The 20,938-nt window shown below is 67.4% G+C and carries 21 protein-coding genes; 13 read left to right on the top strand and 8 right to left on the bottom strand.

The features are described from left to right. Positions 1 to 3: 3 nt before the first annotated feature. The 5 genes from CXR42_RS07325 to murD all read left to right on the top strand — a co-directional run bounded on the left by CXR42_RS07325 (position 4) and on the right by murD (position 6,843). Positions 4 to 1,485 carry a UDP-N-acetylmuramoyl-L-alanyl-D-glutamate--2,6-diaminopimelate ligase gene (locus tag CXR42_RS07325; protein ID WP_103256763.1) on the top strand — a complete coding sequence of 494 codons (1,482 nt, stop codon included), beginning with the start codon at positions 4 to 6 and terminating at the stop codon, positions 1,483 to 1,485. Then, positions 1,485 to 2,921, top strand: a complete 1,437-nt coding sequence (locus CXR42_RS07320) for a UDP-N-acetylmuramoyl-tripeptide--D-alanyl-D-alanine ligase (RefSeq protein WP_103256762.1) — start codon at positions 1,485 to 1,487, stop codon at positions 2,919 to 2,921. The genes CXR42_RS07325 and CXR42_RS07320 overlap by 1 nt, the downstream gene beginning before the upstream one ends. Beyond that, positions 2,922 to 4,004, top strand: coding sequence for a phospho-N-acetylmuramoyl-pentapeptide-transferase (mraY, locus tag CXR42_RS07315; RefSeq protein ID WP_103256761.1), 1,083 nt, complete (start codon positions 2,922 to 2,924; stop codon positions 4,002 to 4,004). Positions 4,005 to 4,291: 287 nt separating this feature from the next. Further along, positions 4,292 to 5,386: a LysM peptidoglycan-binding domain-containing protein gene (locus CXR42_RS07310; RefSeq protein ID WP_103256760.1), complete on the top strand. Its 1,095-nt coding sequence runs from the start codon at positions 4,292 to 4,294 to the stop codon at positions 5,384 to 5,386. A 59-nt stretch (positions 5,387 to 5,445) separates the two neighbouring features. Beyond that, on the top strand, positions 5,446 to 6,843 hold the full coding sequence (murD, locus tag CXR42_RS07305) for a UDP-N-acetylmuramoyl-L-alanine--D-glutamate ligase (protein WP_103256759.1): 1,398 nt from the start codon (positions 5,446 to 5,448) through the stop codon (positions 6,841 to 6,843). Positions 6,844 to 6,912: 69 nt separating this feature from the next. Here murD and CXR42_RS07300 read toward each other — a convergent pair whose 3' ends face one another. Both CXR42_RS07300 and CXR42_RS07295 read right to left on the bottom strand, forming a co-directional pair. Further along, a complete protein-coding gene (locus CXR42_RS07300; RefSeq protein WP_103256758.1) occupies positions 6,913 to 7,968 on the bottom strand; it encodes a Gfo/Idh/MocA family protein in 1,056 nt (351 codons plus the stop codon). Then, positions 7,968 to 8,753 carry a ThuA domain-containing protein gene (locus CXR42_RS07295; protein WP_103256757.1) on the bottom strand — a complete coding sequence of 262 codons (786 nt, stop codon included), beginning with the start codon at positions 8,751 to 8,753 and terminating at the stop codon, positions 7,968 to 7,970. Before CXR42_RS07295 ends, CXR42_RS07300 begins: the two co-directional genes overlap by 1 nt. Before the next feature lie 345 nt (positions 8,754 to 9,098). Here CXR42_RS07295 and CXR42_RS07290 point away from each other — a divergent pair, with 345 nt between their 5' ends. From CXR42_RS07290 to CXR42_RS07255, 8 genes are all read left to right on the top strand, one after another. Then, the gene (locus CXR42_RS07290) at positions 9,099 to 9,464 is read left to right on the top strand and encodes a winged helix-turn-helix domain-containing protein (RefSeq protein WP_103257084.1); all 366 of its coding nucleotides are present in this window, start codon (positions 9,099 to 9,101) and stop codon (positions 9,462 to 9,464) included. A gap of 54 nt (positions 9,465 to 9,518) precedes the next feature. Next, the gene (gene modA, locus CXR42_RS07285) at positions 9,519 to 10,253 is read left to right on the top strand and encodes a molybdate ABC transporter substrate-binding protein (RefSeq protein WP_103256756.1); all 735 of its coding nucleotides are present in this window, start codon (positions 9,519 to 9,521) and stop codon (positions 10,251 to 10,253) included. Further along, the gene (gene modB, locus CXR42_RS07280) at positions 10,250 to 10,948 is read left to right on the top strand and encodes a molybdate ABC transporter permease subunit (protein WP_103256755.1); all 699 of its coding nucleotides are present in this window, start codon (positions 10,250 to 10,252) and stop codon (positions 10,946 to 10,948) included. Before modA ends, modB begins: the two co-directional genes overlap by 4 nt. Further along, on the top strand, positions 10,945 to 12,027 hold the full coding sequence (gene modC / locus CXR42_RS07275) for a molybdenum ABC transporter ATP-binding protein (protein WP_103256754.1): 1,083 nt from the start codon (positions 10,945 to 10,947) through the stop codon (positions 12,025 to 12,027). The genes modB and modC overlap by 4 nt, the downstream gene beginning before the upstream one ends. A gap of 275 nt (positions 12,028 to 12,302) precedes the next feature. Next, complete coding sequence (locus tag CXR42_RS07270; protein WP_180996005.1) at positions 12,303 to 13,430, top strand: extracellular solute-binding protein; 1,128 nt, start codon at positions 12,303 to 12,305, stop codon at positions 13,428 to 13,430. A 170-nt stretch (positions 13,431 to 13,600) separates the two neighbouring features. Beyond that, positions 13,601 to 14,680: an ABC transporter ATP-binding protein gene (locus CXR42_RS07265; protein WP_103256752.1), complete on the top strand. Its 1,080-nt coding sequence runs from the start codon at positions 13,601 to 13,603 to the stop codon at positions 14,678 to 14,680. Positions 14,681 to 14,683: 3 nt separating this feature from the next. Further along, positions 14,684 to 15,610 carry an ABC transporter permease gene (locus tag CXR42_RS07260; protein WP_103256751.1) on the top strand — a complete coding sequence of 309 codons (927 nt, stop codon included), beginning with the start codon at positions 14,684 to 14,686 and terminating at the stop codon, positions 15,608 to 15,610. Between the two features lie 10 nt (positions 15,611 to 15,620). Then, on the top strand, positions 15,621 to 16,484 hold the full coding sequence (locus CXR42_RS07255; protein ID WP_103256750.1) for an ABC transporter permease: 864 nt from the start codon (positions 15,621 to 15,623) through the stop codon (positions 16,482 to 16,484). Positions 16,485 to 16,514: 30 nt separating this feature from the next. On the opposite strand, the gene CXR42_RS07250 is transcribed toward CXR42_RS07255, so the two are convergent. The 6 genes from CXR42_RS07250 to CXR42_RS07225 all read right to left on the bottom strand — a co-directional run bounded on the left by CXR42_RS07250 (position 16,515) and on the right by CXR42_RS07225 (position 20,903). Beyond that, positions 16,515 to 16,919 (bottom strand): nuclear transport factor 2 family protein, encoded by a 405-nt coding sequence (locus CXR42_RS07250; RefSeq protein ID WP_103256749.1) that lies wholly within the window; start codon positions 16,917 to 16,919, stop codon positions 16,515 to 16,517. A 316-nt stretch (positions 16,920 to 17,235) separates the two neighbouring features. Further along, positions 17,236 to 17,928, bottom strand: a complete 693-nt coding sequence (gene phoB / locus CXR42_RS07245) for a phosphate regulon transcriptional regulator PhoB (protein ID WP_103256748.1) — start codon at positions 17,926 to 17,928, stop codon at positions 17,236 to 17,238. 1 nt (position 17,929) lies between these two features. Continuing rightward, complete coding sequence (phoU, locus tag CXR42_RS07240; RefSeq protein ID WP_103256747.1) at positions 17,930 to 18,631, bottom strand: phosphate signaling complex protein PhoU; 702 nt, start codon at positions 18,629 to 18,631, stop codon at positions 17,930 to 17,932. Between the two features lie 11 nt (positions 18,632 to 18,642). Continuing rightward, positions 18,643 to 19,440 (bottom strand): phosphate ABC transporter ATP-binding protein PstB, encoded by a 798-nt coding sequence (gene pstB, locus CXR42_RS07235; protein WP_103256746.1) that lies wholly within the window; start codon positions 19,438 to 19,440, stop codon positions 18,643 to 18,645. A gap of 86 nt (positions 19,441 to 19,526) precedes the next feature. After that, positions 19,527 to 20,447, bottom strand: a complete 921-nt coding sequence (rbsK, locus tag CXR42_RS07230) for a ribokinase (RefSeq protein WP_103256745.1) — start codon at positions 20,445 to 20,447, stop codon at positions 19,527 to 19,529. 3 nt (positions 20,448 to 20,450) lie between these two features. Continuing rightward, positions 20,451 to 20,903 carry an RbsD/FucU family protein gene (locus tag CXR42_RS07225; protein ID WP_103256744.1) on the bottom strand — a complete coding sequence of 151 codons (453 nt, stop codon included), beginning with the start codon at positions 20,901 to 20,903 and terminating at the stop codon, positions 20,451 to 20,453. Between the last annotated feature and the right edge of the window lie 35 nt (positions 20,904 to 20,938).

The raw sequence follows: 20,938 nt of genomic DNA, 5'->3' as shown, positions 1-20,938 counted from the left end.
GCCATGACAGCGCGCGCGATACGGCTATCCGACCTTGGGTTGACCGCCCGGGCCGGCCGCGACCCGGCGCTGTCGGGCCTGACGGCCGACAGCCGCGCGGTGCGGGCGGGGATGCTGTTCGCGGCCCTTCCCGGAAGCGCGGTGCATGGGGCCCAGTTCATCCCGGCGGCGCTGGAGCAGGGCGCGGCCGCGATCCTGACCGATGCCGAGGGGCTGCGCCTGGCCGCGCAGTCGCTGGCCGATGGCGATGCGGCCCTTGTCGTGGCCGAAGACCCGCGCGCCGCCCTGGCCGGGGCCGCCGCCCTGTGGTTCGGTGCCCAGCCCGAGGTGATGGTCGCGGTGACCGGAACCAACGGCAAGACCAGTGTCGCGACCTTCATCCGGCAGATCTGGACTGCGCTGGGACACGAGGCGATCAACATCGGCACAACCGGGATCGAGGGGGCCTGGACCGCGCCGTCCAGTCACACGACGCCGGACGCGATCACGCTGCAAAAGCTGTTGGCCGCCGCTGCAAGCTCGGGCGTCACCCATGCGGCGATGGAGGCCTCCTCGCACGGGATCGACCAGCGGCGGCTGGACGGGGTGCGGCTGCGGGCGGCCGGGTTCACCAACCTGACGCAGGATCATCTGGACTATCACGGCACGATGGAGGCCTATTTCCAGGCCAAGGCCCAGCTTTTCACCCGACTTCTGCCCGAGGATGGGGTGGCGGTGGTCAACCTGGACGGCGCGCGCGGCGATGACATGGCGGAACTTGCGCTGGCGCGGGGGCTGCGGGTGCTGACCGTGGGCAAGGGGCCGGGCGCTGACCTGCAGATCGCCGCGACCCGGCCTGATCCGACCGGGCAAGAGGTGCGCTATCTGTGGCAGGGCCGGGCCTTCCAGACCCGGCTGGGTCTGATCGGTGCCTTCCAGGCCGAGAATGTCGCAGTGGCCGCCGGGCTGGCCATCGCGGCCGGCGAGGCGCCCGAGGCGGTGCTGTCCGTCCTGCCACGCCTTGCCGGGGTGCGCGGCCGGATGCAACTGGCCGCGACCCGGAAGAACGGGGCGGCGGTCTATGTGGACTATGCCCATACCCCCGACGCGCTTGAGACCGCGCTGAAGGCGCTGCGCCCGCATGTGATGGGCCGGATCATCGTTGTTTTCGGCGCAGGCGGCGACCGCGACCGCACCAAGCGCCCGCTGATGGGGGCTGCCGCCCGGGCCCATGCCGATGTGCTGTATGTGACCGATGACAACCCCCGGACCGAGGCCCCCGCCTCGATCCGCGCCGCAATCCTGCAAGCCTGCCCCGACGCGCATGAGGTCGGCGACCGGGCCGAGGCGATCCTGCGTGCGGTCGATGCCCTGTTGCCGGGCGACGCGCTGCTGATTGCCGGCAAGGGCCATGAAAGCGGGCAGATCGTCGGCACCGACATCTATCCTTTCGACGATGTGGAGCAGGCTTCCGTCGCCGTTGCCGCTTTGGATAGGGTGATCTGATGCTCTGGACCTCGGCCGATGCGGCGCAAGCGACGGGCGGGCGGGTCACGTCCGACTGGCAGGCCACCGGCGTCTCGATCGACACGCGCACGCTGCAACCGGGCGAATTGTTCGTCGCGCTGAAGGATGTGCGCGATGGCCATGATTTCGTCGCCCAGGCGCTGGAGAAAGGCGCGGCGGCGGCCTTGGTCAGCAATATCCCCGAGGGCCTGTCGCCGGATGCGCCGCTGCTGATCGTGCCAGATGTCCTGCGGGCGCTGGAGGCGCTGGGGGCCTTTGCCCGCGCCCGGACCAGCGCGAGGGTGGTGGGGGTCACCGGATCGGTCGGCAAGACCTCGACCAAGGAGATGCTGCGCGCGATTCTGGCGGGGCAGGGCAAGACCCATGCGGCGGAAGCCAGCTACAACAACCATTGGGGCGTGCCGCTGACCCTGGCGCGTATGCCTGCCGATACGGATTTTGCCGTGATCGAGATCGGGATGAACCACCCGGGCGAAATCGCGCCCCTGGCCCGCCTGGCCCGGCTGGACGTGGCGATGGTCACGACCGTCGCGCCCGCGCACCTGGAGGCTTTCGACAGCGTCGAGGGCATCGCCCGGGAAAAGGCCGCGATCTTCGACGGGCTGGTCCCCGGCGGCGTGGCGATCTTCAACGCCGATATCGCGACGACGCCGATCCTGCGGGCAAAGGCTGCGGCGGTCGGGGCAAAGCCGATTGCCTTCGGCCTGGCCGAGGGCGCGGACTTCCGCCTCCTCGACGCCCGCATCGCCGACGAGGCGACGGTCTGCCAGGCCAGCCGCCGGGGCGAGCCGATGCTGTTCAAGGTCGCGACCCCCGGCCGCCACTTCGCGCTGAACGCGCTGGGGGCGCTGGCAGTGGCCGAGGCGCTGGGGGCCGACCCGATGATAGCCGCGCATGACCTGGGCCGCTGGGCGCCGCCCGCCGGGCGCGGCCAGCGCGAGCGGATCGTGCTGGATATCGTCGAAGAGACCTTCTTCGACCTGATCGACGACGCGTTCAACGCCAACCCCGCCTCGATGGCCGCCGCCCTGGATGTGCTGATCGCCGCCACCCCGACCGACGGGATCGGCCGCGTCGGTGGCGGGCGGCGGATTGCCATCCTGGGCGACATGCTGGAGCTTGGACCGACCGAGGCCGCGCTGCACGCCGACATCGCCCAGCATCCGGGCCTGTCGGCCGTCCACCTGATCCATTGCGTCGGCCCCCGGATGCGGGCGCTGCACGACGCCCTGCCGCGCCAGCAGCGCGGTGACTGGGTCGAGACCGCGGCCGAACTGGCCCCCCGCGCCCGCAGCCTGGTCGATGCGGGGGATATCCTGCTGGTCAAGGGCTCCAAGGGGTCGAAGGTCAGCCTGGTTGTTGACGGCTTGCGCAAAATGGGGCAGGCCGCTGGCCCGAAAGAAGGGACCCTCTAGATGTTTTACTGGCTGGCCGAGTTTGCCGATGGCGGCGGTGTGTTCAACCTGTTCCGCTATATCACCGTCCGGGCCGGCGGGGCCTTCGTGACGGCGCTGATCTTCGGCTTCATCTTCGGTCGCCCGCTGATCGACCTTCTGCGCCGCAAGCAGGGCAAGGGCCAGCCGATCCGCGATGACGGGCCGCAATCGCACCTGTCCAAGGCGGGCACGCCGACGATGGGGGGCCTTCTGATCCTGTCGGCGCTGATGGTCTCGACCCTGCTTTGGGCGCGGCTGGACAATCCCTTCGTCTGGATCGTGATCCTGGTGACCCTGGCCTTTGGCCTGATCGGCTTTGCCGACGACTATGCCAAGGTCACGAAGCAGAACACCAAGGGCGTCTCGGGCAAGGTGCGGATGGGCCTTGGCCTTCTGATCGCGGCGCTGGCCAGCTATGCCGCGTCGATGTTCCACCCACCCGAGTTGACGAACCAGCTGGCCTTTCCCTTCTTCAAGGATGCGCTGCTGAACCTGGGGCTTTTCTTCGTGCCCTTCGGCATGATCGTGATCGTGGGCGCGGCCAATGCGGTGAACCTGACCGACGGGCTGGATGGGCTGGCAATCATGCCGGTGATGATCGCGGGCGGCACCTTGGGCATCATCGCCTATGTGGTCGGCAACTCGAACTTCACCGAGTATCTGGACGTCCACTTCGTGCCCGGGACCGGCGACCTGCTGGTCTTTACCGCCGCCCTTTTCGGGGCGGGGCTGGGGTTCCTGTGGTACAATGCGCCACCCGCGGCGGTGTTCATGGGCGATACCGGGTCGCTTGCCCTGGGCGGCGCGCTGGGGGCCATCGCCGTCTGCACCAAGCACGAGATCGTGCTGGCCATCGTCGGCGGCCTGTTCGTTGTCGAGGCGCTGAGCGTGATCGTCCAGGTCCTGTACTACAAGCGCACCAAGAAGCGCATCTTCCTGATGGCCCCGATCCACCACCATTTCGAAAAGAAGGGCTGGGCCGAGCCGCAGATCGTCATCCGCTTCTGGATCATCAGCCTGATCCTGGCGATGGTCGGCCTGGCGACGCTGAAGGTCCGCTAGACCGCGCAAGGGTGGGTGAATCACCCACCCTACGCCCGCGTCAATTCACCCTTGGGTTGAGTCTCCATCCCGCGCCGCAGCCCCGAGACAAGGAACTGCGGCCCGACCGCAGGCGCGGCGTAGGGTGGGCGATCCGCCCACCACCCGATCCTTGTCCTCGTCCGGCACGAAGTTTCCCATGCGGAAACAAGCTTGGCGATTTCCTTGTTTCTGCCACAGCATTGCAGAAGTATCGGCCCATTCCTGATCATTCCTTGATCCCAAGAAACAATAATCAGGGAGTCTTCATGTCATTCACCATTCACCGCGCCCGCCTTGCGGCCTTTGCCGGCCTTGCGCTGCTGGCACCCCTTGCCGCCGCCGCGCAGGAAGCTTGCACGACCTACACCGTCAAGGAGGGCGACACGCTGGGCGCGATCGCCTTTGCGGCCTATGGCTCTTACAACTATCAGATGATCTTCAACGCCAACCGCGATGCGGTGGGGCGGAACTTCAACAACCTGCCCGTCGGCCTGCAACTGATCCTGCCCTGCGAAGATGGCCGGTTGACCGCCGACAGCGAGCTTTCCGCCATCATCACCGCCGAGACCGAGCGCCAGGAAGCCAATCGTCCGGCCGAGCGCGCCTATGCCCCGGCGGTCAAGTTCGTCACCTCGAACGACTGGAAGCCCTTCACCGACCAAAGCCTGCCGGGCGGCGGGATCTATGTGCAGATGGCCTCGACCGCGATGCAGCGCGGCGGCAATGACCGCGACTACAAGATCTCCTACGTCGATGACTGGGGTTCGCATATCGACACGCTTCTGCCGACGAATGCCTTCGACATGTCGATCGCCTGGTCGCGGCCCGACTGTTCGCGCATCGACCTTCTGGGCGAGTTCGCGGTGAAGATGTGTACCGAGTTCGACTTCTCGCTGCCGATCTATGAGGTGGCCTATTCCTACCACACCCTGGTCGACAGCCCCTATGCTTCCGCCCGCAGCTTTGGCGACTATGCCGGGGCGCGGATCTGCCGGCCCGAAGGCTGGCCGACCTCGGACCTGGAGGTCGAGGGCCTGGCCGCGCCGGCGGTGACTTTCGTCCAGCCGAAAAGCCCGATGGAATGCGCGCAGATGCTGCTGGCGGGCGAGGTGGACCTTTATTCCATCGAGATCGAGACCTCGACCGCGAATTTCGAGGAACTTGATGCGACCGACAAGGTTGCGCTGAACCCCGCGCTTGCGACCTTCAACACGCACCACTTCGTGATCTCGAAGAAGAACCCGCGGGCAGGCGAGTATATGGAGATGGTGAACCGCGGCATCTCTGAAATGCGCGAGACGGGGGAATGGTACGACCTGGTCGCCACCGGCCTGTCCGCCTGGACCAAGTCGCAGGAGTAGCCTTTCCCTTTCCCGCGTCCTGACCTATCCCTGTCCCCTGGAAACAGCAGGGGGCAGGCATGATCCCGGTCAAGGGCTTTGCGGGGGCGAAGGTTGCGGTGCTGGGGCTGGGCCGGTCGGGCCTGGCCACGGCCGCCGCGCTGCGGGCCGGCGGGGCCGAGCCGCTTTTGTGGGACGACAGCCCCGAAGCCCGCCAGAAGGCCGAGGCCGAGGGGTTCACCCTGACCGACCTGACCCGCCATGCCGCGCTGGAAGGGGTGGCGTGTCTGGTCACCTCGCCCGGCATCCCGCATCTTTACGCCGCGCCGAACCCGATCATCGCCCGCGCGCTGGACCAGGGCATTCCGGTCGACAACGACATCGGCCTGTTCTTCCAAAGTGCTGCCAGCAGCGAATGGGCCGAGATGGAGACCCCGCCAAAGGTGATCGCGGTCACCGGGTCGAACGGCAAGTCCACCACGACGGCGCTGATCCATCACATCCTGCAGGTCGCCGGCCGCGCGACGCAGATGGCGGGCAATATCGGCAAGGGGGTCCTTTCGATCGACCCGCCGATCGATGGCGAGGTGGTGGTGCTGGAACTTTCCAGCTACCAGACCGAACTTGCCCGGGCGCTGACCCCGGATGTGGCGGTCTTTACCAACCTGTCGCCCGATCACCTGGACCGGCACGCCGGGATGGGCGGCTATTTCGCCGCCAAGGCGCGGCTTTTCACCATGGGCGGCCCCGACCGGGCGGTCATCGGCGTGGACGAGGTCGAGGGCCGCTTTCTGGCCGGCCAACTGGCGCAGGGCGCTGCCGATGACCGGGTGATCCGCATCTCCTCGGGGCAGAAGCTGGAGGGGTTCGGCTGGTCGGTCTTTGCCCGCAAGGGGTTCCTGTCGGAATGGCGCAAGGGGCGGCAGGTGGCGTCCATCGACCTGCGCGAGGTCAAGGGCCTGCCCGGCGCCCACAACCACCAGAACGCCTGCGCCGCCTATGCCGCCTGCCGCAGCCTGGGCCTGGCACCCAAGCTGATCGAAGGCGCGCTGCACAGCTTTGCCGGCCTGCCGCACCGCAGCCAGCTGGTCGGTGAACGCTCCGGGGTCCGCTTCATCAATGACTCAAAGGCCACCAACGTCGACAGCGCGGCCAAGGCGCTGCAAGCCTTTCCAAAGATCCGCTGGATCGCCGGTGGCCTGGGCAAGGACGGCGGCATCGCCGCGCTGCAGCCGCTTCTGGGGTCGGTCGTGAAGGCCTATCTGATCGGCCATTCCGCCCGCGACTTCGCCCTGCAACTGGGCGAGACCCCGCATGAAATCTGCGAGACGATGGACCGCGCCGTCGCCCGCGCCGCCGAGGAGGCCGAGCCGGGCGAGGTCGTCCTTCTCGCCCCGGCTGCCGCCAGCTTCGACCAGTACCCGAACTTCGAAAAGCGCGGCGAGGATTTCACCGCCCGGGTCAAGGCGCTGCTCTGACACGGTCAAGCACGTCGCGCACGCGTCGCAGAACCGCGAGGAGCGCACGACGTGCCCGAAGAGTAGCCCCTAAAGGTCCAGAAGCCGCCCACCCTCGACCGAAGAGTCCACGGCCCGGTCCAACAGACGCTGCAAACCGGCACCCCGGGCAAAGTCCGGCTCGGACGGCCCCTCGCCCCGGATCGCGGCGATGAAGCGCTGGTAGATCGTCGGCACCGGCGGGCAGTCCACATCATGCCAGACGGCGGTCTGCACATCCGCCCCAAGGCAGGCGCGCAGCCGGCTTTCGGCCTTCTCGAAACTGACCTCCAGCCCGCCGGTCAGACCGTAGAGGCGCAGCCGCAGGTCGTTCAGGTGACCCGTGGCAAAGCGCGTCGCGGCCACCGTTCCCAAGGCGCCGTTGGCCAGCCGCAACTGCATCGTCGCACTGTCGTTGGCGTCCAGCACATACTCCCCGATCCGCCCGCCCGGCGCCTTGTCGAAGGTCTGCAACAGGCAAGAGACCTGCGTCGCCTCGACCCCCGCGATATAGGTGGCGAAGTCCAGGATATGGATGCCCACATCCCCCAAGACGCCCTTCGATCCATGCGCCGTGGACAGTCGCCACAGCCATTGCGGCTCGCGGTCCCACTGGCCCCAGGCGGGCTGGGTCAGCCAGCTTTGCAGGTAGGAGGCCTCGAAATGCCGGATCTCGCCGATGGCCCCGTCGCGCACCATCTCGGCCGCCTTTTGCAAGGCGGCGACGTTGCGGTAGGACAGGTTCACCATGTTCACCACGCCCGCCTTGCGCGCCGCTTCGGCCATCTCGTCGGCATGGGCGGCGTTGGTGGCCAGCGGCTTCTCGCACAACACATGCTTGCCAGCGGCCAGAAGGGGCAGGGTTGTCACATGATGCGCCGCATCGGGCGTCACGTTCGTCACCGCGTCGAACTCGCCCCAGGCCAGGGCCTCGGCCAGCGAGGCAAAGCCATGCGGGATGCCATGCGCCGCCTGAAAGGCCGCCAGCGGCTCGGTCCGCGTGTCGACGCCCCCCACCAGGGTGACGCCGGGAATGGCCGTGAAATGCTCGGCATGGTTCTTTGCCATGCCGCCAGTGCCAAGGATCAGAAGCCGGACAGGACGCATCAGCGGTATCCAGCCTCGCCGTCATGGTGCAGCCGCGGCCCGCGTTCGACGATCGGCTCCAGCGCCTGTGCGACAGGGCGGTTCGGGGCATCGGTCGGGTCCACCAACCGCGCTTCGGGATTGTGCGCCCAGCGGACGGCGTTGGCGATGACCTGCTGCACCAGGGGCTGGTGATAGGTCGGATAGGTCTCGTGCCCCGGGCGGAAGTAGAACACGTTTCCGGCGCCCCGACGCCAGGTCAGGCCCGAGCGGAACACTTCGCCGCCTTGGAACCAACTGACAAAGACAGTCTCCATCGGTTCCGGCACGCCAAAGGGCTCGCCATACATCTCTTCGTTTTCCAGCTCGAAATGGTCCGGGATGCCACGCGCGATCGGGTGCTGGCGGCTGGTGACCCAGATCCGCTCGCGCTCGCCCGCCTCGCGCCACGACAGGTTGCAGGGCGTGCCCATCAACCGCTTGAAGGGCTTGGCGAAATGGGCCGAATGCAGAAAGATCATCCCCATGCCGGACCAGACCGCCTCGGCCACCCGTTCGGTGACCGCGTCCGACACATCGCCATGCGCGGCGTGGCCCCACCAGATCAGCACATCGGTTTCCGCCAGCCGTTCGGCCGTCATCCCGTGTTCGGGGTCCTGCAGGGTGGCGGTGGTGGCGGTGATGCCGTCCTGCCGGTTCAGGGCTTCGGCGATCGTGCCGTGCATGGTCTTGGGATAAATCTCGGCCACGACACGGTTTTTCTGTTCGTGGACATTCTCGCCCCAGACGGTGACGCGGATGGTCATGGCGGTCTCCTTTTGGCTTGGCGCGGACCCTAGGTTCCAAAGCGCTTTGAGTCAACGAGGCCGGCCCCACCTTGTTCCCTCGTGCCGGGTCGTCCGCCCCAACGAACCGGCAAAGGGCAGTCCGGCCGCCAGTGGCCCCCCCTTTTCACCTGGCACCAAATATCCCCGCCGGAGGCCGCCCGAGGTTTTGCGCGTCCTTCACGCGCAAAGCCGACACAAAGGGCTTGCGCCGCAAGGCGCTCAATCTGCTAGCCGCCCTGCACCCACGCAACTGCCAGCCAACCGCCTGCGGGCAGCCCCAGGCCGGGCTTGCGTCGCCCGGCCTGGCGGGGGATGCTGGCGCGCATGACCCCCCCTGACGTGACCCTGCGACTGCGGCTTCTGTTCGGCGACCGGCTGGTCTTTGGTCCCGGCAAGGCCGAACTTCTGGCGCGCATCGCCGAGACCGGCTCCATCGCCGCCGCCGGCCGCGCCATGGGGATGAGCTATCGCCGCGCCTGGACCCTGGTCGAGGAAATGAACGCCGCCTTCCGCGCGCCCCTGGTGACCAGCGCCCGCGGCGGGGCCGGGGGCGGCGGTGCCAGCCTGACCGAAGCGGGGGACGAGGTGCTGGCGGCCTACCGCGCCGTCCTGGCCGCCACCGAGACCGCCGCCGCGCCGGGGGTCCAGCGCATCGCGGCGCTTCTGGCGGATATGTCCGGCGGGAAATAACGCTTGGCCCTGCCAGCCCCATGCCATATGTTTCGCCAAACATATCGGACCGCCATGCGCCTTGCCCTTCTCGCCCTATTCCTCTCGGCCCAGACGGCCCTGGCCGAGGTCACGGTCTTTGCCGCAGCCAGCCTGAAGACCGCGCTGGATCAGGTGGCGGCCGATTTCACCCAGGCGACCGGAACGCCTGTGACCCTCTCCTATGCCGGCAGCCCGGCCCTGGCGCGCCAGATCGCCCAGGGTGCCCCGGCCGACCTCTTCCTCTCCGCCTCGACCGAGTGGATGGACGACCTTGCCGCGCGCGGCCTGATCCAGCCCGCCAGCCGCCGCGATCTTCTGGGCAACCGGCTGGTCCTGATCGGCCCGCCCGATGCCGCGCCGGTGATCCTGTCGCCCGACCTGGACCTGCCCGCCCTGCTGGCCGGGGGCAAGCTGTCGATGGCGCTGGTCGATGCCGTCCCCGCCGGCCAATACGGGAAAGAGGCGCTGACCACCCTTGGCCTCTGGTCCTTTGTCGAAAAAGACGTCGTGCAATCCGACAACGTCCGCGCCGCGCTGCACCTTGTCGCCCTGGGCGAGGCGCCCCTGGGCATCGTCTATGCCTCGGACGCTGCCGCCGAGCCGCGCGTCGCCGTCCTTGCCACCTTCCCGGCCGACAGCCACCGCCCGATCACCTATCCCGCCGCGCTGACCGCCACCGCCGGACCAGAGGCGGCGGCGTTCCTTGACCACCTCGCCAGCCCCCAGGCGCTGCGGCAGTTCACCGCCCACGGTTTCCTTCCGCCATGATCCCCTCCCTCCCGCCCGAGGCCTGGCAGGCCCTGACCCTGTCGCTCAAGGTCTCGCTCTGGGCCACGCTGGCCAGCCTGCCCCTTGGCCTTTTGACTGCCCATGCACTCGCCCGCTGGCGCTTTCCCGGCCACGGGCTGCTGAATGGCCTAGTCCACCTGCCGCTGATCCTGCCGCCGGTGGTCACGGGGTACCTCCTCCTCCTTGCCTTCGGGCGGCAGGGCTGGATCGGCGCACCGCTTTGGGACTGGTTCGGCGTCACCTTCGCCTTCCGCTGGACCGGGGCCGCGCTGGCCGCCGCTGTCATGTCCTTTCCCCTGATGGTCCGCGCCATCCGCCTGGCGATCGAGGCGGTGGACCCAAGGCTGGAACAGGCCGCCGCTACCCTGGGTGCCCCGGCCCCCGTCGTCTGGCTGACCGTCACGCTGCCCCTGATCCTGCCCGGCATCATCGCCGGCGCCATCCTCGCCTTCGCCAAGGCGATGGGAGAGTTCGGGGCCACCATCACCTTTGTCGCCAATATCCCCGGCCAGACGCAAACCCTGCCCACCGCGATCTACAGCTTCCTGCAAATCCCCGACGGCGAAAGCGCGGCCTGGGGGCTGGCCCTGGTCTCGGTCGCGGTGGCCTTCCTCGCGCTGGCGCTGTCCGAGGGGTTGTCGCGCCGGGTCGCGGCGCGGATTGCCGGCCGATGACGCTGGAGATCCGCCTTGCGCATCACTTCCCCGACTTCCGGCTGGAGGTGGACCTGACCGCGCCGCCGGGCCTGACCTGCCTGTTCGGCCGCTCCGGCTCGGGCAAGACCACGATCATCAACGCGGTCGCGGGGCTTTTGCGCCCGGACCAGGCGACGATCCTGCTGGACGGCCAGCCGCTGCACCACCTGCCGCCGCACCGGCGCGGGGTGGGCTATGTGTTTCAGGACGCCCGGCTTTTCCCGCACCTGACCGTCCACGGCAATCTGACCTACGCCGCCCGCATCCGCCGCCGCGCCCCGCGCGATCTGGACCGGATCGTGGCCCTTCTGGGCCTCGCCCCGCTTCTGGACCGCCGCCCCGGCGCGCTGTCCGGGGGGGAACGGCAGCGCGTCGCGATTGGCCGGGCGCTTCTGTCCGAACCCCGGCTGATCCTGATGGACGAACCCCTCGCCGCGCTGGACGAGGCGCGCAAGGCCGAGATCCTGCCCCATATCGAGGCGCTGCGCGACGAATTGCGCCTGCCGATCCTGTACGTCAGCCACGCCCTGCCCGAAGTCGCCCGCCTGGCCACCACCATCGCGGTGATCGAGGCTGGCCGCATGGTGGCGCAAGGCCCGGCGGCGCAGCTTCTGTCCGACCCTGCGACGGCCGCGCTTCTGGGCCTGGCGGATGCCGGCGCAATCCTGAGCGCCCGGATCGCCGCGCAGGAAGCGGACGGTCTGACAAGGGTCGAAACCGGGGCCGGCCCGCTGTGGCTGCCACGCCTGTCTGGCGCGCCGGGCCAACCCGTGCGCCTGCGCATCGCCGCGCAGGACGTGATGCTGGCGCTTGACCGGCCCCTTGGCCTGTCGGCGTTGAACATCCTTCCGGTCCGGGTTCTGTCCCTGCATCCGGCCGATGCGGCGGGCGCGCTGGTGCAGCTTGACCTTGGCGGTCAGTCGCTCTTGGCGCGGGTCACCCACCGCTCGGTCCAGGCCCTGGGGCTGGTGCCGGGGCAGGGGGCCTTTGCCATCGTGAAGTCGGTCGCCATGGCGCGCGATGGGGTAGAGGGTGGCCCGCAATCGCCCCAGGGTTGAGGCGCTGATTCTGTCCCGCTGCCCGAAAACCCGGCAGCTCCCGGCCCCCGACCCCTGGCGATGCCCGCAAAGCCGGCCCGCTGCAGCCTTTGGTTGACTGGCGCATCAATAACCGGTGTCCGGGGGTGGCCGCGACGCATCTGTGCGTTGACAGCATGACCTGCAGCCAGAGTAGACTTTCGCGGCACGGGGCGCGCGCATGGGCGTCGCGCCCGGCATCCAACAACGCCGCGGGCCAACCCGCGCGAGCAACGATGAAACCAGGGAGACCATTCGTGACACACCGCACTTCTGCCTTCAGCCGCCGTCGCTTCCTGCAAGGCTCCGCCGTCGGCGCGGGCGCCCTTGCCGCCCCGGCGCTGATCTCCTCCAAGGCGCTTGCCTCCTCGGGCGAGATCAACTTCGTCGGCTGGGCCGGCTATCCGGGCCTGGTCGAAAACGTGTTCCCCGCGTTCGAGGCCGCGACCGGCATCAAGGTCAACTTCAAGGAACTGCCCGACCAGGACACCATGTTCGGCGAGGCAAAGGTCGCGCTTGAGGCTGGCGGGATCGACGTGATCGAACCGACGATCGACCGCGTCGGCGCCTGGGATTCGAATGGCCTGCTGGGCGCGTTCGACGAATCCAAGCTGGCGATGGACAACTACCTGCCGGGCCTGGCCGATGGCGCGGCCGGGGAACGCTCGCGTCCCGGCGGGATGCTGAAATATGTCCCGTCGAACTGGGGCACGGAATCGCTGGTGGTGAACACCGCCGACGCCAAGCTGTCGACCCCGCCGTCGCTGGGCGACCTATTCAACCCGGAAAACCCCTCGACCGTCCGCCCGCACTCGGCGCTGGCGGCGATGGGCCGCTGGCTGGATGCGACCGGCAAGCTGCCGCGTCCGTGGATGGACGGCTACAGCGACATGGCCGCCATGGTCGAGCTGTGGGACATCGCGCTGGCCGAAGCGATCAAGGCCAAGGGCAACATCGTCCAGTGGTGGTCGGGCGAGAACGAAGCCAACGCCGGCTTCACCGCCAACGGCGCGACCGTGGGCCTGTGCTGGGATTCGACCGGCTACAACCTGCGCAACGACGGCTATGCCTATGTCGCCCCGGTCGAGGGTGCCTTTGCCTGGCACCAGGGCTTTGTCCTGATGAAGAACGCCGCCAACGTCGAACAGGCGCATGAGTTCGTGAAGTTCGTCTCGACGCCCGAAGGGGCTGCGGGCTGGGCCACGGCCTTCTCGTCCAACCCGGTGGCCAAGGGCGCGGCGGACCTGATGAACCCGGACGTCTCCGCCTATTACAACGGCACCTTCAACGAAGATGCCCTGTCCAAGCTGTGGTGGTGGCCCGACCAGTCGGCCGAGTTCCTGGCCAAGCGGGCCGAGTACTCGGACAAGTACAAGGCGGCTTGATGCCAGCCTGATCTGCCACACGCCGGGCCCGTCTTGGGTCCGGCGTGCCTTTTTTCGCGCCTTGCAGGTCGTTCTGGACCGACCAGCCGGCGCCAACTGGCGATAGCGTTTGCGCCCAAGGGGCGGACTGCTAGCCTGAAACAAAAGACCACCAGGGGGACCACACGGGAATGAGCGCCGGAATCGATCTAGAAAACGTGTGCTGCGACTTCGGCACCTTCCGCGCGGTGGACAACGCCAACGTCTCGATCCGGCCGGGCGAGTTCTTCTCGTTCCTCGGCCCCTCGGGCTGCGGCAAGACGACGATCCTGCGCATGGTCTCGGGCTTCATCGAACCGACGCAAGGCGTGATCCGCATCGGGGGCGAGGATGTGCGCGGCAAGCGCCCGAACCAGCGCCCGACCGCGCTGATCTTCCAGAACCTGGCCCTGTTCCCCTTGATGCCGATCTGGGAGAACATCAGTTTCGGGCTGGAGGTCCGCGGCGTCGACAAGGCCACCCGCCGCAAGAAGGCCGAAGACCTGCTGCAACTGGTCGACCTGCCCGGGGCCGCCGACAAGATGGTCAGCCAGCTTTCCGGCGGCCAGAAGCAGCGCGTCGCCATCGCCCGCGCCCTTGCCGTCGAGCCCCAGGTCATGCTGCTGGACGAACCCCTGTCGGCGCTTGACCTGAAGCTGCGCCAGCACATGCGGGCGGAACTGCGCGCCATCCAGCAGCGCACCGGCGTCACCTTCATCTACATCACCCACGACCAGGGCGAGGCCTTGGCCATGTCCGACCGCGTCGGCGTCATGTCCCAGGGCAGCATCCAGCAGATCGCCGACCCGCGCGAGATCTACAACAACCCGGTCAACGGCTTCGTCGCCAGCTTCGTCGGCGAAAACAACGTCTTTCAGGGCGAGGTGCAGCACGCCGCCGCCGGCATGGCCAGCTTCACCACCCCCCACGGCCAGTTCCGCGCCCGGCTGGGCGATCTGTCGGGCAAGATCGGCAAACTCTACGTCCGGCCCGAGCATACGATCATCACCGCCACCCCCGCGGCCGAGAATTCGGTCCCCGTCACCGTCAGCGACATCTCGTTCGAAGGCAGCTTCATCGCCGTCCACGCCACCAGCGACACCGGCGCGCATCTGACGTCCGAACTGCGCAACGACGGGTCCGCCACGGTCCCCGAAAAGGGCGTGCGGGTGCATATGTCCTTCGATCCCGCGCGGGCCGCGATCCTGCCCGATGCCAATGTGCGGGGCTGACCCATGCAGGATCTGATCCGCCGCTACGGTCCGGGCCTGACCCTGCTGATGGGCCTTCTGGTCGCCTTCTGGCTGGTGATGCTGGTCATCGTGCCCAACATCACGCTCTTCGAACAAAGCTTCCGCCCCTACCTGCCGGTGGTCGAGGTCGGCGGCCCGAAGGACACCTACAGCCTCAACAACTACCTCAAGGTCTTTGACGGCAACGTCGACCGCAGCTTCCTGGGGTTCGAATTCTCGATCCCGGTGCATGTGCTGACCTTCTGGCTGACCATCTTCTATTCGATGGTCGTGACCTTCCTGTGCTTCCTGCTGGCCTATCCGCTGGCCTATTACATGGCCAAGATCGTCAACCCGCGCTCGCTGCCGACGCTGATCCTGATGCTCTTCATCCCGCTTTGGGTGTCCGAGGTGCTGCGCGCCTTCGCCTGGTGGATCATCCTTGCCTTCAAGGGCCCGCTCAATGCGCTGCTCCTCGGTCTCGGCCTGATCGAGGACCCGATCCGCTGGACCAACATGGGCTATACCGGCGTCGTGATCGGGCTGATCTACACCTATGTCCTGTTCATGCTGTTCCCGATCTACAACGCGATCCAGTCGCTGGACACCAACCAGATCGAGGCGGCCGAGGATCTGGGCGCCCCCTGGTGGAAGATCCACTGGCGCATCGTCCTTCCCCATTCCAAACCCGGCATCGCCTCGGGCTCGGTCATGGTGTTCATGCTGTCGGCCGGCTCGCTTCTGGTGCCGTCGATCCTGGGCTCGACCACCTCGCAATGGTTCACCCAGACGATTGACCAGTGGTTCAAGGACGCGCTCGACTGGAACACGGCCAGCGCCTATGCCTTCCTTCTGCTTCTCCTTTGCACCGTTTTCGTGACCATCGCGATGCGGCTGTTCCGGGTGAAGCTGTCTGACATCGCGAAGTAAGGGGGGCATCATGCACAAGTTCCGCCAGAACCTCGCGCATCTCTACATGCTGCTGTTCCTCGTGTTCCTGCTGGCGCCGCTGGTGGTGATGTCGGGGGCGGCCTTCAACGACTCCAAACTCCCGTCGGTCGTGCCCTGGCGCGGCTTCACCACCATGTGGTTCTCGGAAATGATCCGGGACGAGCGCATGATGCTGGCCTTTGCCAACACGCTTTGGGTCGCGGCAGCGGTGGCGCTGCTTGCGGTGGTGGTCGGCACAGCGGCCGCGATCATGGTCAATTCCATATCCGGCCGGCTGCGCACCATTCTTTACGGGATGATGATCTCGACGATCCTGATCCCCGGCGTGGTGATCGGCATTTCGACGATGATCCTGTGGACCAAGATGGGCAATGCCATGGGGACGGAGTTCTTCCTGTTCAACCCGGGCCTGCATCTCTCGGTCCTGGGTCAGGTCAGCTATATCGCCGCGATGGTGATGCTTCTGGTGTTGGCCCGGCTGCAAAGCTTTGACTCCGGGCTGGAAGAGGCGGCGCTCGATCTCGGGGCGTCCCATGCCCAGGTGATGCGCCGGATTCTCTTGCCGCATCTTTACCCGGCCATCGCGGCCGGGGCGGCGGTGGCCTTCTTCCAGTCGATCGAGAATTTCAACGTCACCCAGTTCACAAGGGGCGGGTCGGATACGCTGACGGTCTATGTGTTCTCCAAGGTCCGCTCGGGGATCACGCCAACGATCAACGCGCTGGCCTTCCTGCTGATCTGCGTGACGCTGGTGCTTGCCGTGCTGTACGAGATCAACCGCCGGCGCCGGGCAAGGATCGAAGCCGCGCGCGAGGCCGAGGCCCGCCGCGCCGAAGAGGCGGCCCTGCTTTAGGGTATCGGGCGGGGTGGCCCCGCCCGCGCCTTACCCCATTGGCGGCAGCCCACGGCCGGCATGGACATGATAGGCCTTGGTCACGATCTGCCAGCGCCCCTCCGCGTCGGGCCGGTCCTTCACCATGACCAGATAGTCGGTGAAGTCAGTCCCGAAGCAGGTGTCGGTCAGTTTCGCCACCGCCACCGTCCCGGTTACCTCGATGGACAACAGCTCCGCGATGATGGGCGAGCCGGCGGGCGCCGTCTCTTCCGCCTTCAGCCAGTCGATGAACTCCTCCAGCGGAAAGAATTCATAGGTCTCGGCGAAATGCCCGACCTGTAATGCGCCCGGGTGAAAGGCCCGCCGAAGCTTCGCCGCATCGCCCCAGCACATGCCTTCCAGATACTCCACCACGACCGCGCGCACCGCGTCATGTTCGGTTCCCCAGGCCATCCCGTCCTCCGCCGTAACCCCGCATCAGCATGGCGCAACTGGTCGCCGCCGCAAAGCCCTCCAGCCGCCCTTTCATCTTTGCCCAAATATCCCCGCCGGAGGCAGCACCATGTCCCCCTGACACGCGGCCCGCAGACCCGCCCGAGGAGAAGGGCGTCAAGCCCGCCGACGAGACAAGGGACTTCGCGCCGCAAGGCGCTCAATATGAAAACCGCCCGCATCCGGCGGTGCCCTCAGCAGGTTAAGAAATCCTGAACGGCCGCGGCCAAGATGCTGATCGGAAAAGGAAAACGGAAAATGTCCACCGTGGACATGCTCACCCCAGCGCGTAGCCCGCCCCCCGGACCGTCCGCACCGGATCGGACCCGCCGAACTGCATCAGCGATTTCCGCAGCCGGCCGACATGGACGTCCACCGTCCGGGTGTCGACATAGATGTCCCGCCCCCAGACCAGGTCCAGAAGCTGCTCGCGGGAAAACACCCGCCCCGGCCGCTCCATCAGCGTGACCAGCAGCTTGAACTCGGTCGGCCCCAGCTTCAGCACATTCTCGCCCCGATAGACCCGGTGGCTTTCCGGGTCCAGCCGGATATCCTCATGCTCCAGCACCACCCCGGCGGTGGAGGGCCGCACCCGCCGCAACTGCGCCCGCGCCCGCGCCATCAACTCCAGCACCGAGTAGGGTTTGATGACGTAGTCGTCCGCCCCGGTCTCCAGCCCGCGGATCCGGTCCACCTCTTCGGCCCGGGCCGACAGCATGATGATCGGGATGCCCCGCGTCTCGGGCCGCATCTTCAGCCGACGGCATACCTCGATGCCCGAGACCTTGGGCATCATCCAGTCCAGGATGATGATGTCGGGGTCCTCTTCGTCGACCAGGACCATCGCATCCTCGCCGTTGTCGGCCTGGGTGACGGCAAAGCCCTCGGCTTCCAGGTTGTAGGCCAGCACGGTCCGTTGCGCCGGTTCGTCCTCGACCAGCAGGACGCGCGGCTGCCCGCTGCGGGCCATCTCAGGCCACCGTCCCAGTGCTGTCGACCTTCGGCCGCTCCTCGTCCGGCAACTCGCCGGTGACCAGGTAGATCACCTGCTCGGCCACGGCGGTCGCATGGTCGCCCACCCGCTCGATGTTCTTGGCGATGAAATGCAGGTGCATGCAGGCCCCGATGTTGCGCGGGTCCTCCATCATGTGGGTCAGGAACTCGCGGAAGATCGAGTTGTACATCTGGTCGATGTCCCGGTCCCGCTTGCGGACATCCTCGGCCAGGGCAAGGTCGCGCCGGATATAGGCGTCCAGCGCGTCGGTCAGCATCTGCACCACCGCCTTGGCGAGCCGCCGGATCGCACCCGAGGCGCCCGGTATCTGGGCCATCTGCGCCAGCACGGCGGTCCGCTTGGCCAGGTTCTTGGCGTAATCCCCCGACCGCTCCAGCGCGGCGGCGATCTTCATCACCGTCAGCACGGTGCGCAGGTCGGTCGCGGCAGGTGCGCGCAGCGCCAGCAGGCGGGCGCAACCGGAGTGGATCTGTTCTTCCAGCGCGTCGATGGCGGCATCCCCGGCGCGGACCCGTCTGGCCAGCTCTTCATCACGGGTGTCCAGCGCCTCGGCCGCGTCCAGAAGCGCGGTTTCCACCAGCCCCCCCATACGCATCACCAGGGCCTGCATCGATTCAAGGTCGCGATCGAACGCCGACAGGATGTGGGCGGAATTCATGGGCAGTCTCCTTAGCCGATCCGGCCGGTGATATAGGCCTCGGTGCGCGGGTCCTTCGGGTTGGTGAAGATCTGCGCGGTCTCGCCGTATTCGACCAGGTTGCCCAGGTGGAAGAAGGCGGTCTTCTGGCTGACCCGGGCGGCCTGCTGCATGGAATGGGTGACGATCACGACCGAGAAGCTGGCGCGCAATTCGTCGATCAGTTCCTCGACCTGGGCCGTCGCGATCGGGTCCAGGGCCGAGCAGGGTTCGTCCATCAGCAGGACCTCGGGCCCGGTCGCGACGGCGCGGGCGATGCACAGTCGCTGCTGCTGGCCGCCGGAAAGGCCGGTGCCCGAGGCATCCAGGCGGTCCTTCACCTCGTTCCAGAGCGCGGCCTTGCGCAGCGCGGTCTCGACGATCTGGTCAAGCTCGGCCTTGTTGCGGGTCATGCCATGGATGCGGGGACCATAGGCCACGTTGTCGTAGATCGACTTGGGGAAGGGGTTCGGCTTCTGAAACACCATACCGACCTTGGCGCGCAACTGCACCGGATCGACGCGGGGGTCATAGATATCCTCGCCGTCCAGCAGGATCTTGCCGCCAATCCGGGCGGAAGCGACGGTGTCGTTCATCCGGTTCAGGCAGCGCAGGAAGGTCGACTTGCCGCAGCCCGACGGTCCGATGAAGGCTGTGACCGACCGGTCGAGGATGTCGACATCGACGTCGCGCAGCGCATGGTTCTGGCCGTACCAGACCTGCACACCTCGCGCCGAGATCCTGGTCTCCCCGGCGGTCAGTTCCTGCTCCATCGCTCGCATTCCGTCCATCGTTCCGCTCCACGCCGACGCCCCCGGGTCTAGGGACGCTGGGTAAAGCCTATGCGACGAAAGTGTAACAGGCCTGTGACGGCCGGTCACCCACGGGCAAGAAGCGCGTCGATTTCGCTGCGCGCGGGCATGGCGGGTGCGGTGCCGGGGCGGGTCACGCTGATCCCGGCGGTCGCGCAGCCGAAGCGGACGGCCTCGACCACGTCGCGGCCCTCGGACAAGGCGACGGCGAAGCCGCCGTTGAACGCATCGCCCGCGCCCGTGGTTTCCACCACCGGCCCGGCGCTGATCACCGGGACATGCGCGCTGCGCGTCCGGTCCCGATACAGCGCGCCGTTGCCGCCCAGCGTGATGACCACGGCGCCCACGCCGCGCGCCAGCAACGCATCGGCAGCGCGTTCCGCCTCATCCAGGTTGGTCACAGGCAGGCCGGTCAGGGTCTCGGCCTCGGATTCGTTGGGGGTGAGGTAGTCGCACAGTGCCAGAAGGTCGTCGTCGAGTTCAGCGGCCGGGGCGGGGTTCAGGATCGTGGTGACGCCTGCCGCCCGTGCGATCTCCAGCCCGCGGCGGGCGGCGGGGATCGGTTGCTCCAACTGGGTGACAAAGACCGCGGCGCTGCGGATCAGCGCGGCCTTCGCCTCCAGATCCTGGGGGGTGATCCGGGCGGCGGCACCGGGGGCGACGATGATGGCGTTGTTGCCGGTGGCCTCTTCCAGGAAGATGAAGGCCGCGCCGGTATAGCTGTCGGCATCCTCGGTCACCTCGGCGATGACGCCGGCCTTGTCCCAGGTCGAGCGCGCGATCTGGGCAAAATCATCGCGGCCAAGCCGCGTGATGATATGCGTGCGCCCCCCCGCCATGGCTGCGGCCACCGACTGGTTCGAGCCCTTGCCCCCCGGCCCCAAGGCGAAGGTCCGCCCCAGGATGGTCTCGCCCATCTTGGGCATGCGGTCGGCGCGATAAGAGGTGTCGGCAACGAAGATGCCAAGGATGACAATGGGTTTCATGGTTCAGCCCTCCGGTGGGATCACGCCCTTGCGCAACATGAAGCAGCCATAGAACCGGCGCTCTCCGGTCTGGATCACGGCATAGGACTGGCGGGCCAGATCATAGAAGGCGAAGCGTTCGATGCTGACCATCTTGCGCGGGCGGCCTTCGGCCCGGTCGACCTGGGCCTGCACCTCTTGCTGGACCGGAGGGATCTCGTCCGGGGCGCCCACCACTTCCATCCGGCCGGCGAAGTCCTCGACGAAGGTGTCCAGCGGCAGGACCGACAGGATCGCACCCACCGCTTCGGCGGCGGTCAGATTCTCCATGGTCAGAAGCTTGCCCGCGACGGTGGCCCGCGCCACCTGATCGGCGGGAAAATTGGTGTCGGCGATGATCAGCACGTCGCCGTGGCCCATGGCCCGCAGACAGCCCAGCACCTCGGCGTTCAGCCGGTTGTCGATCCCCTTGAGCATGTCAGGCCCTCCCCAGCATTTTCTGTCCACAAATA

Origin of the sequence: Tabrizicola aquatica (assembly GCF_002900975.1) — a bacterium.
GTDB classification, from domain to species: domain Bacteria; phylum Pseudomonadota; class Alphaproteobacteria; order Rhodobacterales; family Rhodobacteraceae; genus Tabrizicola; species Tabrizicola aquatica.
The sequence above is the reverse complement of the archived record's forward strand: the minus strand, read 5'-3'. Positions and strand labels throughout refer to the sequence as shown.

Coding starts and splice junctions, on each gene's coding strand:
- CXR42_RS07325 (WP_103256763.1), top strand. CDS start 4: ATGACAGCGCGCGCGATACGGCTATCCGACCTTGGGTTGACCGCCCGG.
- CXR42_RS07320 (WP_103256762.1), top strand. CDS start 1,485: ATGCTCTGGACCTCGGCCGATGCGGCGCAAGCGACGGGCGGGCGGGTC.
- mraY (WP_103256761.1), top strand. CDS start 2,922: ATGTTTTACTGGCTGGCCGAGTTTGCCGATGGCGGCGGTGTGTTCAAC.
- CXR42_RS07310 (WP_103256760.1), top strand. CDS start 4,292: ATGTCATTCACCATTCACCGCGCCCGCCTTGCGGCCTTTGCCGGCCTT.
- murD (WP_103256759.1), top strand. CDS start 5,446: ATGATCCCGGTCAAGGGCTTTGCGGGGGCGAAGGTTGCGGTGCTGGGG.
- CXR42_RS07300 (WP_103256758.1), bottom strand. CDS start 7,968: ATGCGTCCTGTCCGGCTTCTGATCCTTGGCACTGGCGGCATGGCAAAG.
- CXR42_RS07295 (WP_103256757.1), bottom strand. CDS start 8,753: ATGACCATCCGCGTCACCGTCTGGGGCGAGAATGTCCACGAACAGAAA.
- CXR42_RS07290 (WP_103257084.1), top strand. CDS start 9,099: ATGACCCCCCCTGACGTGACCCTGCGACTGCGGCTTCTGTTCGGCGAC.
- modA (WP_103256756.1), top strand. CDS start 9,519: ATGCGCCTTGCCCTTCTCGCCCTATTCCTCTCGGCCCAGACGGCCCTG.
- modB (WP_103256755.1), top strand. CDS start 10,250: ATGATCCCCTCCCTCCCGCCCGAGGCCTGGCAGGCCCTGACCCTGTCG.
- modC (WP_103256754.1), top strand. CDS start 10,945: ATGACGCTGGAGATCCGCCTTGCGCATCACTTCCCCGACTTCCGGCTG.
- CXR42_RS07265 (WP_103256752.1), top strand. CDS start 13,601: ATGAGCGCCGGAATCGATCTAGAAAACGTGTGCTGCGACTTCGGCACC.
- CXR42_RS07260 (WP_103256751.1), top strand. CDS start 14,684: ATGCAGGATCTGATCCGCCGCTACGGTCCGGGCCTGACCCTGCTGATG.
- CXR42_RS07255 (WP_103256750.1), top strand. CDS start 15,621: ATGCACAAGTTCCGCCAGAACCTCGCGCATCTCTACATGCTGCTGTTC.
- CXR42_RS07250 (WP_103256749.1), bottom strand. CDS start 16,919: ATGGCCTGGGGAACCGAACATGACGCGGTGCGCGCGGTCGTGGTGGAG.
- phoB (WP_103256748.1), bottom strand. CDS start 17,928: ATGGCCCGCAGCGGGCAGCCGCGCGTCCTGCTGGTCGAGGACGAACCG.
- phoU (WP_103256747.1), bottom strand. CDS start 18,631: ATGAATTCCGCCCACATCCTGTCGGCGTTCGATCGCGACCTTGAATCG.
- pstB (WP_103256746.1), bottom strand. CDS start 19,440: ATGGACGGAATGCGAGCGATGGAGCAGGAACTGACCGCCGGGGAGACC.
- rbsK (WP_103256745.1), bottom strand. CDS start 20,447: ATGAAACCCATTGTCATCCTTGGCATCTTCGTTGCCGACACCTCTTAT.
- CXR42_RS07225 (WP_103256744.1), bottom strand. CDS start 20,903: ATGCTCAAGGGGATCGACAACCGGCTGAACGCCGAGGTGCTGGGCTGT.